Origin of the sequence: Pseudomonas sp. ADPe (assembly GCF_014843515.1) — a bacterium.
In the GTDB taxonomy this organism is placed as follows: domain Bacteria; phylum Pseudomonadota; class Gammaproteobacteria; order Pseudomonadales; family Pseudomonadaceae; genus Pseudomonas; species Pseudomonas citronellolis.
This window is the reverse complement of sequence record NZ_CP062122.1, coordinates 3,338,880-3,351,057: the sequence shown is the minus strand read 5'-3', so window position 1 is coordinate 3,351,057 and position 12,178 is coordinate 3,338,880. Positions and strand designations below refer to the sequence as shown.

12 protein-coding genes are annotated in these 12,178 nt (G+C 67.6%); 7 read left to right on the top strand and 5 right to left on the bottom strand.

What is annotated here, in order from left to right:
- The first annotated feature begins 150 nt into the window (after positions 1-150).
- A complete protein-coding gene (locus IG194_RS15250; RefSeq protein ID WP_141679876.1) occupies positions 151-2,337 on the top strand; it encodes a mechanosensitive ion channel domain-containing protein in 2,187 nt (728 codons plus the stop codon).
- Between the two features lie 15 nt (positions 2,338-2,352).
- Here the strand turns inward: IG194_RS15250 and IG194_RS15245 are convergent, their stop codons facing one another.
- The gene (locus IG194_RS15245) at positions 2,353-3,123 is read right to left on the bottom strand and encodes a hypothetical protein (RefSeq protein ID WP_058488117.1); all 771 of its coding nucleotides are present in this window, start codon (positions 3,121-3,123) and stop codon (positions 2,353-2,355) included.
- 335 nt (positions 3,124-3,458) lie between these two features.
- Between IG194_RS15245 and IG194_RS15240 the strand changes: the two genes are divergently transcribed.
- The 4 genes from IG194_RS15240 to ntrC all read left to right on the top strand — a co-directional run bounded on the left by IG194_RS15240 (position 3,459) and on the right by ntrC (position 7,298).
- Positions 3,459-4,004 carry a DUF4124 domain-containing protein gene (locus tag IG194_RS15240; protein WP_058488116.1) on the top strand — a complete coding sequence of 182 codons (546 nt, stop codon included), beginning with the start codon at positions 3,459-3,461 and terminating at the stop codon, positions 4,002-4,004.
- Positions 4,004-4,558, top strand: a complete 555-nt coding sequence (locus IG194_RS15235; RefSeq protein WP_009613813.1) for a DUF4124 domain-containing protein — start codon at positions 4,004-4,006, stop codon at positions 4,556-4,558. Before IG194_RS15240 ends, IG194_RS15235 begins: the two co-directional genes overlap by 1 nt.
- A 230-nt stretch (positions 4,559-4,788) precedes the next feature.
- On the top strand, positions 4,789-5,871 hold the full coding sequence (gene glnL / locus IG194_RS15230; RefSeq protein ID WP_009613815.1) for a nitrogen regulation protein NR(II): 1,083 nt from the start codon (positions 4,789-4,791) through the stop codon (positions 5,869-5,871).
- A complete protein-coding gene (ntrC, locus tag IG194_RS15225) occupies positions 5,868-7,298 on the top strand; it encodes a two-component system response regulator NtrC (protein ID WP_058488115.1) in 1,431 nt (476 codons plus the stop codon). Before glnL ends, ntrC begins: the two co-directional genes overlap by 4 nt.
- 479 nt (positions 7,299-7,777) lie before the next feature.
- On the opposite strand, the gene trmL is transcribed toward ntrC, so the two are convergent.
- Positions 7,778-8,239 carry a tRNA (uridine(34)/cytosine(34)/5-carboxymethylaminomethyluridine(34)-2'-O)-methyltransferase TrmL gene (gene trmL / locus IG194_RS15220; protein ID WP_058488114.1) on the bottom strand — a complete coding sequence of 154 codons (462 nt, stop codon included), beginning with the start codon at positions 8,237-8,239 and terminating at the stop codon, positions 7,778-7,780.
- Here trmL and IG194_RS15215 point away from each other — a divergent pair.
- Positions 8,226-8,687, top strand: coding sequence for a hypothetical protein (locus IG194_RS15215; protein WP_225617201.1), 462 nt, complete (start codon positions 8,226-8,228; stop codon positions 8,685-8,687). The genes trmL and IG194_RS15215 overlap by 14 nt on opposite strands.
- Positions 8,688-9,289: 602 nt before the next feature.
- Here the strand turns inward: IG194_RS15215 and secB are convergent.
- The 3 genes from secB to IG194_RS15200 are packed head-to-tail and all read right to left on the bottom strand — an operon-like array spanning position 9,290 to position 10,494.
- Positions 9,290-9,775 carry a protein-export chaperone SecB gene (gene secB / locus IG194_RS15210; RefSeq protein ID WP_043317607.1) on the bottom strand — a complete coding sequence of 162 codons (486 nt, stop codon included), beginning with the start codon at positions 9,773-9,775 and terminating at the stop codon, positions 9,290-9,292.
- 40 nt (positions 9,776-9,815) lie between these two features.
- Positions 9,816-10,070 carry a glutaredoxin 3 gene (grxC, locus tag IG194_RS15205; RefSeq protein ID WP_009613820.1) on the bottom strand — a complete coding sequence of 85 codons (255 nt, stop codon included), beginning with the start codon at positions 10,068-10,070 and terminating at the stop codon, positions 9,816-9,818.
- A gap of 1 nt (position 10,071) precedes the next feature.
- Positions 10,072-10,494 carry a rhodanese-like domain-containing protein gene (locus tag IG194_RS15200; RefSeq protein ID WP_009613821.1) on the bottom strand — a complete coding sequence of 141 codons (423 nt, stop codon included), beginning with the start codon at positions 10,492-10,494 and terminating at the stop codon, positions 10,072-10,074.
- 145 nt (positions 10,495-10,639) lie between these two features.
- On the opposite strand from IG194_RS15200, the gene gpmI reads away from it, so the two are divergent.
- Positions 10,640-12,175: a 2,3-bisphosphoglycerate-independent phosphoglycerate mutase gene (gene gpmI / locus IG194_RS15195; RefSeq protein WP_043268357.1), complete on the top strand. Its 1,536-nt coding sequence runs from the start codon at positions 10,640-10,642 to the stop codon at positions 12,173-12,175.
- Positions 12,176-12,178: the final 3 nt, after the last annotated feature.

Sequence of the window (12,178 nt, the reverse complement as noted above, 5' to 3'; positions counted from 1 at the left end):
GCATGGGTATCGCAAGCTCAACCCATCCTACGAAGAGTGCCTCGGCGCAAGGCAGTCGCTCCTACAAAGCGAGCATCTCCCCTCCAATTCGGCTCAGCCCCCGGCATCTGTATGATGTGGCGAGTTTCGCCCTGCTCCGGAGTGCCATTCGTGACCGATCTTCTTCGCCGCTTCCTGCTGCTGTGCTGCCTCAGCCTGGGCCTGCTCCTCGCCGGGCCGGCATCCGCCGCGCTGCCCAGCATCCCCGGCGTGACCGGTGGCGATGCCAAGGTCAGCGAGGCGCAGTTGCAGCAGTCGCTGGACCAGGTGATCAAGACCCTGGAGAACGACCAGCAGCGCAGCGACCTGCTGAAGAAGCTCAAGCAACTGCGCGACGCCACCAAGAAGGGCGCGGAGGACCAGAGCGGCGTGCTCGGCCTGCTCGGCGACACCCTGGGCAGCCTGGAGAAGCGCTTCGAAGGCGCCAACAGCCCGACGCTGCGCTGGAGCGGCCTGTTCCAGCAGGCCGGCGTGGAGCTGCAGGAGCGCACGCCGTCCTGGCAGGAATGGCCGGGGATGATCCTCGACTTCTCCCTGGTGCTCCTCCTCTGGGCCTGCCTGGCCCTGGGCCTGCGCTGGCTGGCGCGGCGCATGCGCGAGCGCTTCGGCCTGGCCGACGAGCTGCCGCAGCACCCCAAGACCCGCGACCTGCTGCTGTTCGCCCTGCGCAAGCTGGGGCCCTGGCTGGTGGCCTTCCTGATCACCGTGTACCTCTCCGTGGTGCTGCCCAGCTCTCTGGGCAAGCTGCTGGCCATGGTGATCGCCTACGTGCTGGTGTGCGGCACGCTGTTCTCCGCGCTCTGCGTGATTTCCCTGTCGCTGCTCGGCGGCCCGCACCGCACGCGCGCCCTGGACATCCTGCGGCGCCGCGCCTTCCGCCCGCTGTGGCTGATCGGCAGCCTGGCCGCCCTGGGCGAGGTGATGCACGACCCGCGGGTGACCGACAGCCTCGGGCAGAACACCGCGCTGACCGTGGGTTCGCTGGCGAACATCTGCGCCGCGCTGTTCACCGCCCTGTTCGTCCTGCAGTTCCGCCGGCCCATCGCCCACCTGATCCGCAACCAGCCGCTGGAGCGCCGCCTCAAGCGCCGCAGCCTGCACGAGCTAGTGGAGCTGGTCGGCTCGCTGTGGTACGTGCCGGTCCTGCTGCTGGTGGGCATCTCGCTGTTCGCCACCGTGGTCACCGCCGGCGACAGCAGCTACGCCCTGCGCCGGGCCCTGCTGTGCGCGCTGATCGCGGTGGTGGCGATGACCGTCAACGGCCTGATCCGCCGCGCCCACCTGCGCTCGGCGCAACGCAGCAGCCGGCGCAGCGCGCCCTACATCGAGCAGCTGCAGAACTTCGGCTACACCCTGCTGCACCTGGCCACCCTGCTGGTGTTCCTGGAAGTGGGCCTGCGCGTCTGGGGCATGTCGCTGATCGGCTTCGCCGAGGGCGACGGCTCGCAGATCAGCCTCAAGCTGATCAGCTTCGGCAGCACCCTGCTGGTGGCCTGGCTGATCTGGATCCTCACCGACACCGCGGTGCAGCACAGCCTCGGCCTGGGCGGGAAGAACCGCGCCAACACCCGCGCGCTGACCATGCTGCCGCTGATCCGCAACGTGCTGTTCATCACCATCGCGGTGATCGCGCTGATAGTCGCGCTGGCCAACATGGGCATGAACGTCACCCCGCTGCTGGCCGGCGCCGGCGTCATCGGCCTGGCCATCGGCTTCGGCGCGCAGTCGCTGGTGGCCGACCTGATCACCGGGCTGTTCATCATCATCGAGGATTCGCTGTCGATCGACGACTACGTCGACGTCGGCGGCCACCTCGGCACGGTCGAGGGCCTGACCATCCGCACCGTGCGCCTGCGCGACCTGGACGGCGTGGTGCACACCATCCCGTTCAGCGAGATCAAGAGCATCAAGAACTACTCGCGGCAGTTCGGCTACGCCATGTTCCGCTGGCCGGTGCCGGCGAGCATGCCGATCGACGACGCCCTGGCGCTGGTGAAGGACGTGGCCGGCGAGCTGCGCAACGACCGCAGCATCAACCGGGCGATCTGGTCGCCGCTGGAAATGCAGGGCGTCGAAAGCTTCGACAACGGCCAGGCGATCCTGCGCTTCCGCTTCAAGACCGCGCCCATCCGCCAGTGGGAAGTGCAGCGCGCCTTCAACCTGCGCCTGCGCCAGAAGCTGGACAAGGCCGGGCTGGAACTGGCCATGCCGCGCCTCAACGTGCAGCTCTCACGCATGCGCAAGCCGCGCGAGGAAGGCCCGCAGGACCACGCCGAGCCCGCCGACGGCGGCATCTGAGGCCGCCGGCGCGGTTCAGACCGGCTCGCGCGGAGCCTCGGCGCCGGCCCGGGCGTTGACCTGGGCGCCCTTCTCGGCCGTCACCTGGCCATAGACCTTGCAGCCCTCGTTGATCCGCACCCGCTCGGCGTTGATGCTGGTCGGCGAGCCCTGCGCGCCGACCACGCAATCGCGCCCCAGGCTGACGCTGCGCCCGGCGCTCAGCGGCCCGGCGACGCGCGAGCGGCGGCCGACGCGCACCGACCCCCGGGCCAGGATGGCGCCGGCCACTTCCGCGCCTTCGTCCATCCACACGCCACCCTCGACCCGCACCGAGCCGAGCACGCGGGAATAGCGGCCGAGGTACAGGTCGCCATGCACCAGCAGGTCGCCCTCCAGGCAGCCGCCGGCGGCCACGCGGTACTCGCCTTCCTCGACCTGGCGCCGGCCGCTGCCGGCAGCGACGATTCCGGTCGGCGTGCGCGAACAGTCGCCGAAGCGGATCTCGCCCGCGCAGATGCGCCAGAACTGCAGCGGCGGGCGGATGCGCACCAGCCCCTCCACCACCAGCGGCCCGTGCAGGCAGCGATCGGCCGGGTGCAGGCCCAGCGGCAGGTAGAGCAGGTTGTTCGGCGCCGTGCTGGCCTGCGGTTTCGGCAACGACGGCGGCTCGGGCAGTTCGCAGGCGTGCCAGGTGGCCGCGGCGGCGCCGGCCGGCACGCTGGCGGTGCTGACGACGGGCAGCGGCAACAGGCGCGGCAAGGCCACCAGCAACAGGGCGATGAACAGCGGCAGCAGGAGGGTCATGCTAGGCGCCTCCCGCTGAAGGGGCCGGCCCGCAGGCGGCGGGACGAAGGGATGGACATGGCGTTCACTCCGGGCGCCCCGGCGAAGGGGCGCGCGTACGATTCGGTGCGCCTATCTCAAGCCATGCCCCGGGAAGTACCCTTGACATTTGTCAGAAAACGCAGAGATCAACAACGAAACCACGCTAGATATCAAATAAATTCGACAAAAGCAGCAGCACTCCGTCGGCTGCGCACTGTTAACTCCCGCGCAAACCCGGCGGCGTGATGGCGTTTCACTTGCCACCCGTCTGCGCCGATGCAAGGCTTAGCCCATTGTCTTCCGGGAGATCACGCATGCGCGTGCCAGTCCTCTGCCTGCTGCTCGCCCTGGCCGTGCCGGCCAGCGCGCAGATCTACAAGTACACCGACGCCAACGGCAAGACGGTATTCACCAACCAGCCGCCCAGCGGCGTGGACGCCAAGCCGGTGGAACTGCCGCCGACCAACACCGTGGGCGCCCAGCCGCCCGGCGCGCCCATGGGCAGCGGCGATGGCGAGCAGCGCCAGGCCCGCTACGCCATCCTGGCCATCACCGGGCTGCCCGACGAGGAGGCCCTGCGCGCCAACGACGGCAACTTCGACGTCGAGGTGGCCATCCAGCCGCAACTGGCCATGGGCGACCGCCTGCAACTGCGCCTGGACGGCCAGCCCTACGGCGCGCCCAGCAGCTCCACGCGCTTCAGCCTGAACAACCTCGAACGCGGCGACCACAGCCTCTCGGTGGACGTGGTGCAGGGCGACCGTGTGCTGCAGTCCAGCGCGCCGGTCAGCTTCACCCTGCAGCGCATCAGCACCAACAGCCCCGCGCGCGTCCGACCCATGCCGAGGAGCGGCAACTGATGAAACGCGCCCTGCTGCTCGGCCTGCTCCTGCTGGCGGCGTTCCAGGCCAGCGCCGAGGTCTATACCTACATCGACAAGGACGGCAACCGCGTCTTCACCGACCAGCCCAGGCGCAGCAACGCCCAGCGCCTGAACCTGGCGCCGCCCAACGGCATGCCGAACATGCCCCCGCCGCTGTACGCGCCCGCCGCCTCGGCCCTGCCGCCGCAGCCGCCGCAATACCAGGTGCTGCGCATCCTGGTGCCCGAGCCCGACGCCACCGTCCGCGCCAACAACGGCGAGCTGATCGTCACCGTCTCCAGCGACCCCAACCTGCTGCCCGGGCACAGCTTCCGGCTGTTCCTCGACGGCGTTCCGGTGGGCGAGCCCAGCCGCAGCCCGGTGTTCCCCCTGCACAACCTCGATCGCGGCACCCACCAGCTGTCGGTGGAAATCCTCGACCAGCGCGGCCAGACCCTGGAACAGACGCCCAACCAGCCGTTCCACATGAAGCGCGTATCGGTCGCCGAAAGCGACGCCGGCGAGCGGCCCGCCCTGGCATCGCGCCCCTGAACCCAGCGAATTTTCGCACGCCCTCTTAAGAAGCCTTCCCCGAAGATGCGCACCACTTTGGTGCGCTCGCCTGCACCACTTTCTATACTCTCCCCATTTCAGGTCACGCTGACGGCCCGTTTTCCTTGAGGAAATGCCACGAGTCGGCGCAGATCGCGGCCTGGCGCGTCTTTTCGGGGCTTGGTTTGCTTTTTGCATTTTCCTGCCCAACCTTGGAACGCCTGTCCGCCATGCCTACAGAAACCCAGCTCAGACTGTTGCTCGACAACCTCACCACGGCGGTGATCCTGCTCAACGCCGAACTGCGCCTGGAGTACATGAACCCGGCCGCCGAGATGCTCCTGGCGGTCAGCGGCCAACGTAGCCACGGGCAGTTCATCAGCGAGCTGTTCACCGAATCCCAGGAGGCCCTGCAGTCGCTGCGCCAGGCGGTGGAGGAAGCGCACCCGTTCACCAAGCGCGAAGCCACGCTGACCTCGCTCACCGGCCAGAGCATCACCGTCGACTACGCGGTGACGCCCATCCTCAACCGCCGCGAGACCCTGCTGCTGCTGGAAGTGCACCCGCGCGACCGGCTGATGCGCATCACCAAGGAAGAGGCCCAGCTGTCCAAGCAGGAGACCACCAAGCTGCTGGTGCGCGGCCTGGCCCACGAGATCAAGAACCCCCTGGGCGGCATCCGCGGCGCAGCCCAGCTGCTGTCCCGCGAGTTGCCGGACGAGTCGCTCAAGGACTACACCAACGTCATCATCGAAGAGGCCGACCGCCTGCGGAACCTGGTGGACCGCATGCTCGGCTCGAACAAGCTGCCGCAGCTGCGGGTGACCAACATCCACGAAGTGCTGGAGCACGTCTGCAGCCTGGTGGGCGCCGAGACCCAGGGCAGCATCCCGCTGATCCGCGACTACGACCCGAGCATTCCCGACCTGCTGCTCGACCGCGAGCAGATGATCCAGGCGGTGCTCAACATCGTGCGCAACGCCATGCAGGCCATCGCCGCGCACAACGAACTGCGCCTGGGCCGCATCACCCTGCGCACCCGCACCCTGCGCCAGTTCACCATCGGCCACACGCGCCACCGCCTGGTGTGCAAGGTGGAAATCATCGACAACGGCCCGGGCATCCCGGCCGAACTGCAGGACACCATCTTCTACCCCATGGTCAGCGGCCGCCCGGACGGCACCGGGCTGGGCCTGGCCATCACCCAGAACATCATCAGCCAGCACCAGGGGCTGGTCGAATGCGAGAGCCACCCCGGCCACACCGTATTCAGTCTGTTCCTGCCCCTGGAACAAGGAGTGCACCACCCATGAGCCGTTCAGAGACCGTCTGGATCGTCGACGACGACCGCTCCATCCGCTGGGTACTGGAAAAAGCCCTGCAACAGGAAGGCATGACCACCGTCAGCTTCGAGAACGCCGACAGCGTCATCCACCGCCTCGGCCGGCAGCAGCCGGACGTGATCATCTCGGACATCCGCATGCCCGGCTCCAGCGGCCTCGACCTGCTGGCGCAGATCCGCGAGCTGCACCCGCGCCTGCCGGTGATCATCATGACCGCCCATTCCGACCTGGACAGCGCGGTGGCCTCCTACCAGGGCGGCGCCTTCGAATACCTGCCCAAGCCGTTCGACGTCGACGAGGCCGTGTCCCTGGTCAAGCGCGCCAACCAGCACGCCCAGGAACAGCAGGGCCTGGAGGCGCCGGCCAACCAGGCGCGCACCCCGGAGATCATCGGCGAGGCGCCGGCGATGCAGGAGGTGTTCCGCGCCATCGGCCGCCTCAGCCACTCCAACATCACCGTGCTGATCAACGGTGAGTCGGGCACCGGCAAGGAACTGGTCGCCCACGCCCTGCACCGCCACAGCCCGCGCGCGGCCGAGCCGTTCATCGCACTGAACATGGCGGCGATCCCCAAGGACCTGATGGAATCCGAGCTGTTCGGCCACGAGAAAGGCGCCTTCACCGGCGCCGCCGCGCAGCGCCGCGGGCGCTTCGAGCAGGCCGACGGCGGCACCCTGTTCCTCGACGAGATCGGCGACATGCCGGCCGACACCCAGACGCGCCTGCTGCGCGTGCTGGCCGACGGCGAGTTCTACCGCGTCGGCGGCCACACCCCGGTGAAGGTCGACGTGCGCATCATCGCCGCGACGCACCAGAACCTGGAAAACCTGGTGCGCGAGGGCAAGTTCCGCGAGGACCTGTTCCACCGCCTGAACGTCATCCGCATCCACATCCCGCGCCTGGCCGACCGCCGCGAGGACATCCCGGCGCTGGCCCGGCACTTCCTCGCCCGCGCCGCACAAGAGCTGGCGGTGGAGCCCAAGCTGCTCAAGCCCGAGACCGAGGACTACCTGAAGAACCTCGGCTGGCCGGGCAACGTGCGCCAGTTGGAGAACACCTGCCGCTGGATCACGGTGATGGCCTCCGGCCGCGAAGTGCACATCGACGACCTGCCGCCGGAGCTGCTGACCCAGCCCCAGGACAGCCTGCCGGCGGCCAACTGGGAACAGGCCCTGCGCCACTGGGCCGACCAGGCCCTGGGCCGCGGCCAGTCGAGCCTGCTGGACAGCGCCGTGCCGGCCTTCGAGCGGATCATGATCGAGACCGCCCTGAAGCACACCGCCGGCCGCCGCCGCGACGCCGCCATGCTGCTGGGCTGGGGAAGGAACACCTTGACGCGCAAGATCAAGGAACTGGGCATGAAAGTGGACGGCCCGGACGACGAAGGCGACGACTGAAGCGCCGTTGGAGCGATCGAAGGGGCCCTGGGGCCCCTTTTTCGTGGGGGTTTGACTCCGCTCCCTCTCCCCAGCCCTCTCCCTGAAGGGAGAGGGGGCTTGTCCGTGCCGGCTGAAAGCAAGGTTTCAGCCGGACACCACAATATCCAGCTGACTCCAGAGTATCCAAGCACTCCGAACGGTCCCCTCTCCCTTCAGGGAGAGGGTTAGGGAGAGGGCGTTCTTCAGGACACGCACCGTCTCGATCGGCAGAACACCCTTCACGAAAATACCCCCAGAACCTGTGGATAACCCTGTGCACAGCCCGGGGATCGATCCCCCCGCAGCCCAGGCCCCGTGCCCCTTACAGCCCCGGCTGAATTCTGTGCAGGATTTCCCACGTTGCCCACAATCGCTGTGCGCCCGCCTGTGGACAACCTTGGGATGAATGGCTGCGGCACAGACCCCACGGGCCCTGCGCCGGATCGATCAATCGCTGCTCAATCCATGGCGAAGCCGAGCTGACGCCAGGCTTCATAGACAGTCACGGCGACAGTATTGGACAGGTTCAGGCTGCGGCTATCCGGGCGCATCGGCAGGCGCAGGCGCTGCTCCGGCGGCAGCGCGTTGCGCACCTCTTCCGGCAGGCCGCGGCTTTCCGGGCCGAACAGGAAGGCGTCGCCACGCTGGTAGGCCACTTCGTGGAAGGCGTGGGAGCCCTTGGTGGTGAAGGCGAACAGCCGCGGGCGGCCGAGCTTCTCCAGGCATTCCTCCAGGCTCGCATAGCGCTGCACCGGGGCGTATTCGTGATAATCCAGCCCGGCGCGGCGCAGGCGCTTGTCGTCCAGTTCGAAGCCCAGCGGCTCGATCAGGTGCAGGCTGCAGCCGGAATTGGCGCAGAGCCTGATAATGTTGCCGGTATTCGGTGGAATTTCCGGTTGGAAGAGGATGACGTGGAACATGCAGCGCTCCGGGCCTGAGGACGGCCGGCATTCTACTCCCGCGGCGGCGGATGTGCGGCCCCGGCCCTGGCTGCGGGTGTTTTCGGCGCTGGCCATCGGCGGGCTGATGATCGGCCTGATGCTCGGCCGCCTCACCGGGCCCACGCCGGGCGAGCCGCATCTGCTCGCCGTCCAGGCGCAGGACGGCGTCCTGCTTCTGCGTTTCGACCAGAACGCCAGGGTCGAGGCCGGGCAGATCGAGGGCGCCCTGGCGCTGCGCGTGCAGGCGGCGGGCACGGCTGCGGAAGGCCAGATGCGCCTGGATGGCCAGCCGCTGCGCTGGCGCGTGGAGAACCGCGACGGGCAATTGTGGATAACCCTGCTCTCCACCCGCCACCTGGGCGGTAGCTGGGACAGCGGGGAGAAGGACGGGGACTGGGTGCTGCGGGTCCATCCGCAACTGCGCTGAGGGCGCCGGCGGCCAGCCTCGGGAAGAAAGAAGGGGATTCCCCGGCCTGCCTGAACCGAGGGCCCCGAAAGGGGCGGAGGCCGCATCGCGAACCTCCGGTGTAAAAAGGGGGTTTCCCCGGCCTGCCTGTACCAGGACCCCCGAACCGTTCACGCCTTCCACCGCATCGGGCCGCGGCGGCGCGCCTTGTGTAAAAGTGGGGTTTCCCCAGCCTGCCTGTACCGAGGCCCCCGAAATCGTTATCGGGACTATTGCAGGGGCTGTGCCAGTTTTGTCGACGGGCTGGGTTCCCCATGCTGAACAGCCGTGCAGGCCAGTATTCATGGGACCTGCAGCAAATCTGCAAGTGAATTCCCTGGCACAAAAGGCATGGCCGAAATGCCCGCACAGGCTGGCCGAGAAGGCGCCTTGCTAGTGCACGCGCACCAAAGTTGAACGCGCCGGCCCCGATCTCCCCGTAGGACGGGTTGAGCTTTGGCGATACCCATCGCCATGACCGCATGGGTTTCGCCAGGGCTCAACCCATCCTACGAAGAGCGCTTCGCTATCGGATGGGCAAAAGAAAAGGCGCCCTTGGGCGCCTTTCTTCGCTGCGACGGACCTTACTGGACCGAAGGAATCTCGCCGGAAGCCTGCAGGCGGGCGATTTCCTGGGCGTACAGGGCGTCGAAGTTCACCGGCGAGAGCATCAGCGCCGGGAACGAGCCGCGCACCACCAGGCTGTCCAGGGCTTCGCGGGCGTAGGGGAAGAGGATGTTCGGGCAGAAGGCGCCCAGGGTGTGGCTCATGCTGGAGGCGTCCAGGCCCTTGATCAGGAAGATGCCGGCCTGCTGCACTTCGACGATGAAGGCCACGTCGTCCTTGTTCTTCACGGTCACCGAAACGGTCAGCACCACTTCGTAGAAGTCGCCGTCGAGCTGCTTCTGGCGGGTGTTCAGGTCCATGCTGATCGCCGGCTGCCATTCCTGGCGGAAGATTTCCGGAGCCTTCGGCGCTTCGAAGGACAGGTCGCGGATGTAGATGCGCTGCAGGGAGAACTGCGGGCCGTTTTCTTGCTCGTTGGCGCCGTTGCTAGCTTGCTCAGTCATTTCAGGACCTTCTTATGGCTCGTTTGCAGTAATAAGGGGATCACGCCGACAGCAGCGCATCCAGCTTGCCCGCGCGCTCCAGCGCGTACAGATCGTCGCAGCCGCCGACGTGGGTGCTGCCGATCCAGATTTGCGGTACCGAGGTACGGCCGGCCTTGCGGCTCATTTCGGCGCGCAGGTCGGGCTTGCCGTCCACGCCGATCTCCTCGTAGGCCACGCCCTTCTTGTCCAGCAGCGCCTTGGCGCGGATACAGTAGGGGCACCAGGCCGTGGTGTATATCAGAACCGCCTGCATCTCACTTCACCAGGGGCAGGTTGTCGCCGCGCCAGCTGCCGATGCCACCGCCCAGCTTGGCCACGTTGTAGCCGGCCTTCTTCAGCACGCCGCACCAGGTGCCCGCGTGCTGGCCCATGGCGTCGACCACGATGATGGTCTTGGCCTTGTGCTTGTCCAACTCGCTCATGCGGCTGTTCAGCTTGTCCGCCGGGATGTTCAGCGAGCCGGAGATGTGGCCGCCGGAGAACTCCTTGCTCGGGCGGATGTCCAGTACGACACCCTGCTCGGCATTGACCAGCGCGGTCAGCTCGCGGGTCGAGAGCGCGCGGCCGGCCTTGTTCAGCTCGTGCAGTGCGAGCAGGACCAGGAGCACCACCAGGGCGCCGACCAGCAGGTAGTGATGGGTGGCGAATTCGATCAGACGGGGAAGGAACGACGACATGGCGCAAGGCATCCACAGGTAAAAATGCCGGCCAGTATACACGCGCCCTCCTGACGGCTGAACCCTGCCAATCATGGCGCCCGTCGCACCCAGACGGTAAAATGCCGATCCTTTTCTGACCCCCGTTTTGGAAAGAGCCGCACCTATGACAGCATCGCCCAAACCCCTGGTCCTGATCATCCTGGACGGCTTCGGCCATAGCGACAGCCCCGAGTACAACGCCATCTTCGCCGCGAAGAAGCCGAATCTCGACCGCCTGCTGGCCACCCAGCCGCACGGCCTGATCTCCGGCTCGGGCATGGACGTGGGCCTGCCGGACGGGCAGATGGGCAACTCCGAGGTCGGCCACATGAACCTCGGCGCCGGGCGCGTCGTCTACCAGGACTTCACCCGCGTGACCAAGGCCATCCGCGACGGCGAGTTCTTCGACAACCCGGTGCTGACCGGCGCGGTGGACAAGGCGGTGGGCGCCGGCAAGGCCGTGCACATCCTCGGCCTGCTGTCCGATGGCGGCGTGCACAGCCACCAGGACCACCTGGTCGCCATGGCCGAACTGGCCGCCCGGCGTGGCGCGCAGAAAATCTACCTGCACGCCTTCCTCGACGGCCGCGACACCCCGCCCAAGAGCGCCGAGCCGTCGCTGAAGCTGGTCGACGAGGCCTTCGCCCGCATCGGCAAGGGCCGCACCGCCAGCATCATCGGCCGCTACTTCGCCATGGACCGCGACAACCGCTGGGACCGCGTCGAAGCCGCCTACAACCTGATCACCGAAGGCGCCGCCGAATTCACCGCCGACGACGCCGTGGCCGCGCTGCACGCCGCCTACGAGCGCGGCGAGAGCGACGAGTTCGTCAAGGCCACGCGCATCGGCGAACAGGTGCGCGTGGAGGATGGCGACGCCGTGGTGTTCATGAACTTCCGCGCCGACCGCGCCCGCGAACTGTCGCGCGCCTTCGTCGAGCCGGGCTTCAAGGAATTCCCGCGCCAGCGCGAGCTGCACCTGGCCGAGTACGTGATGCTCACCCAGTACTCGGCGAACATCCCGGCGCCCAGCGCGTTCAAGCCCGAGTCGCTGGACAACGTCCTCGGCGAATACCTGGCGAAGAACGGCAAGACCCAGCTGCGCATCGCCGAGACCGAGAAGTACGCCCACGTCACCTTCTTCTTCTCCGGCGGCCGCGAAGAGCCGTTCGAGGGCGAAGAACGCATCCTCATCCCCTCGCCGAAGGTCGCCACCTACGACCTGCAGCCGGAAATGAGCGCGCCGGAAGTCACCGACAGGATCGTCGAGGCCATCGAAAACCAGCGCTACGACGTCATCGTGGTCAACTACGCCAACGGCGACATGGTCGGCCACACCGGCGTGTTCGAGGCCGCGGTCAAGGCCGTGGAATGCCTGGATACCTGCGTCGGGCGCATCGCCGCGGCGCTGGACAAGGTCGGCGGCGAAGCCCTGATCACCGCCGACCACGGCAACGTCGAGCAGATGGAAGACGAGAGCACCGGCCAGGCGCACACCGCGCACACCTGCGAGCCGGTGCCCTTCATCTACGTCGGCAAGCGCAAGCTGAGCATCCGCGAAGGCGGCGTGCTGGCCGACGTGGCGCCGACCATGCTGACGCTGATGGGCCTGCCGGTGCCGGCCGAGATGACCGGCAAATCCATCGTCACCCTGGAGTGACTC

Coding starts and splice junctions, on each gene's coding strand:
- IG194_RS15235 (WP_009613813.1), top strand. CDS start 4,004: ATGAAACGCGCCCTGCTGCTCGGCCTGCTCCTGCTGGCGGCGTTCCAG.
- IG194_RS15215 (WP_225617201.1), top strand. CDS start 8,226: ATGACGTGGAACATGCAGCGCTCCGGGCCTGAGGACGGCCGGCATTCT.
- grxC (WP_009613820.1), bottom strand. CDS start 10,070: ATGCAGGCGGTTCTGATATACACCACGGCCTGGTGCCCCTACTGTATC.
- IG194_RS15200 (WP_009613821.1), bottom strand. CDS start 10,494: ATGTCGTCGTTCCTTCCCCGTCTGATCGAATTCGCCACCCATCACTAC.
- glnL (WP_009613815.1), top strand. CDS start 4,789: ATGCCTACAGAAACCCAGCTCAGACTGTTGCTCGACAACCTCACCACG.
- gpmI (WP_043268357.1), top strand. CDS start 10,640: ATGACAGCATCGCCCAAACCCCTGGTCCTGATCATCCTGGACGGCTTC.
- trmL (WP_058488114.1), bottom strand. CDS start 8,239: ATGTTCCACGTCATCCTCTTCCAACCGGAAATTCCACCGAATACCGGC.
- IG194_RS15240 (WP_058488116.1), top strand. CDS start 3,459: ATGCGCGTGCCAGTCCTCTGCCTGCTGCTCGCCCTGGCCGTGCCGGCC.
- ntrC (WP_058488115.1), top strand. CDS start 5,868: ATGAGCCGTTCAGAGACCGTCTGGATCGTCGACGACGACCGCTCCATC.
- secB (WP_043317607.1), bottom strand. CDS start 9,775: ATGACTGAGCAAGCTAGCAACGGCGCCAACGAGCAAGAAAACGGCCCG.
- IG194_RS15245 (WP_058488117.1), bottom strand. CDS start 3,123: ATGACCCTCCTGCTGCCGCTGTTCATCGCCCTGTTGCTGGTGGCCTTG.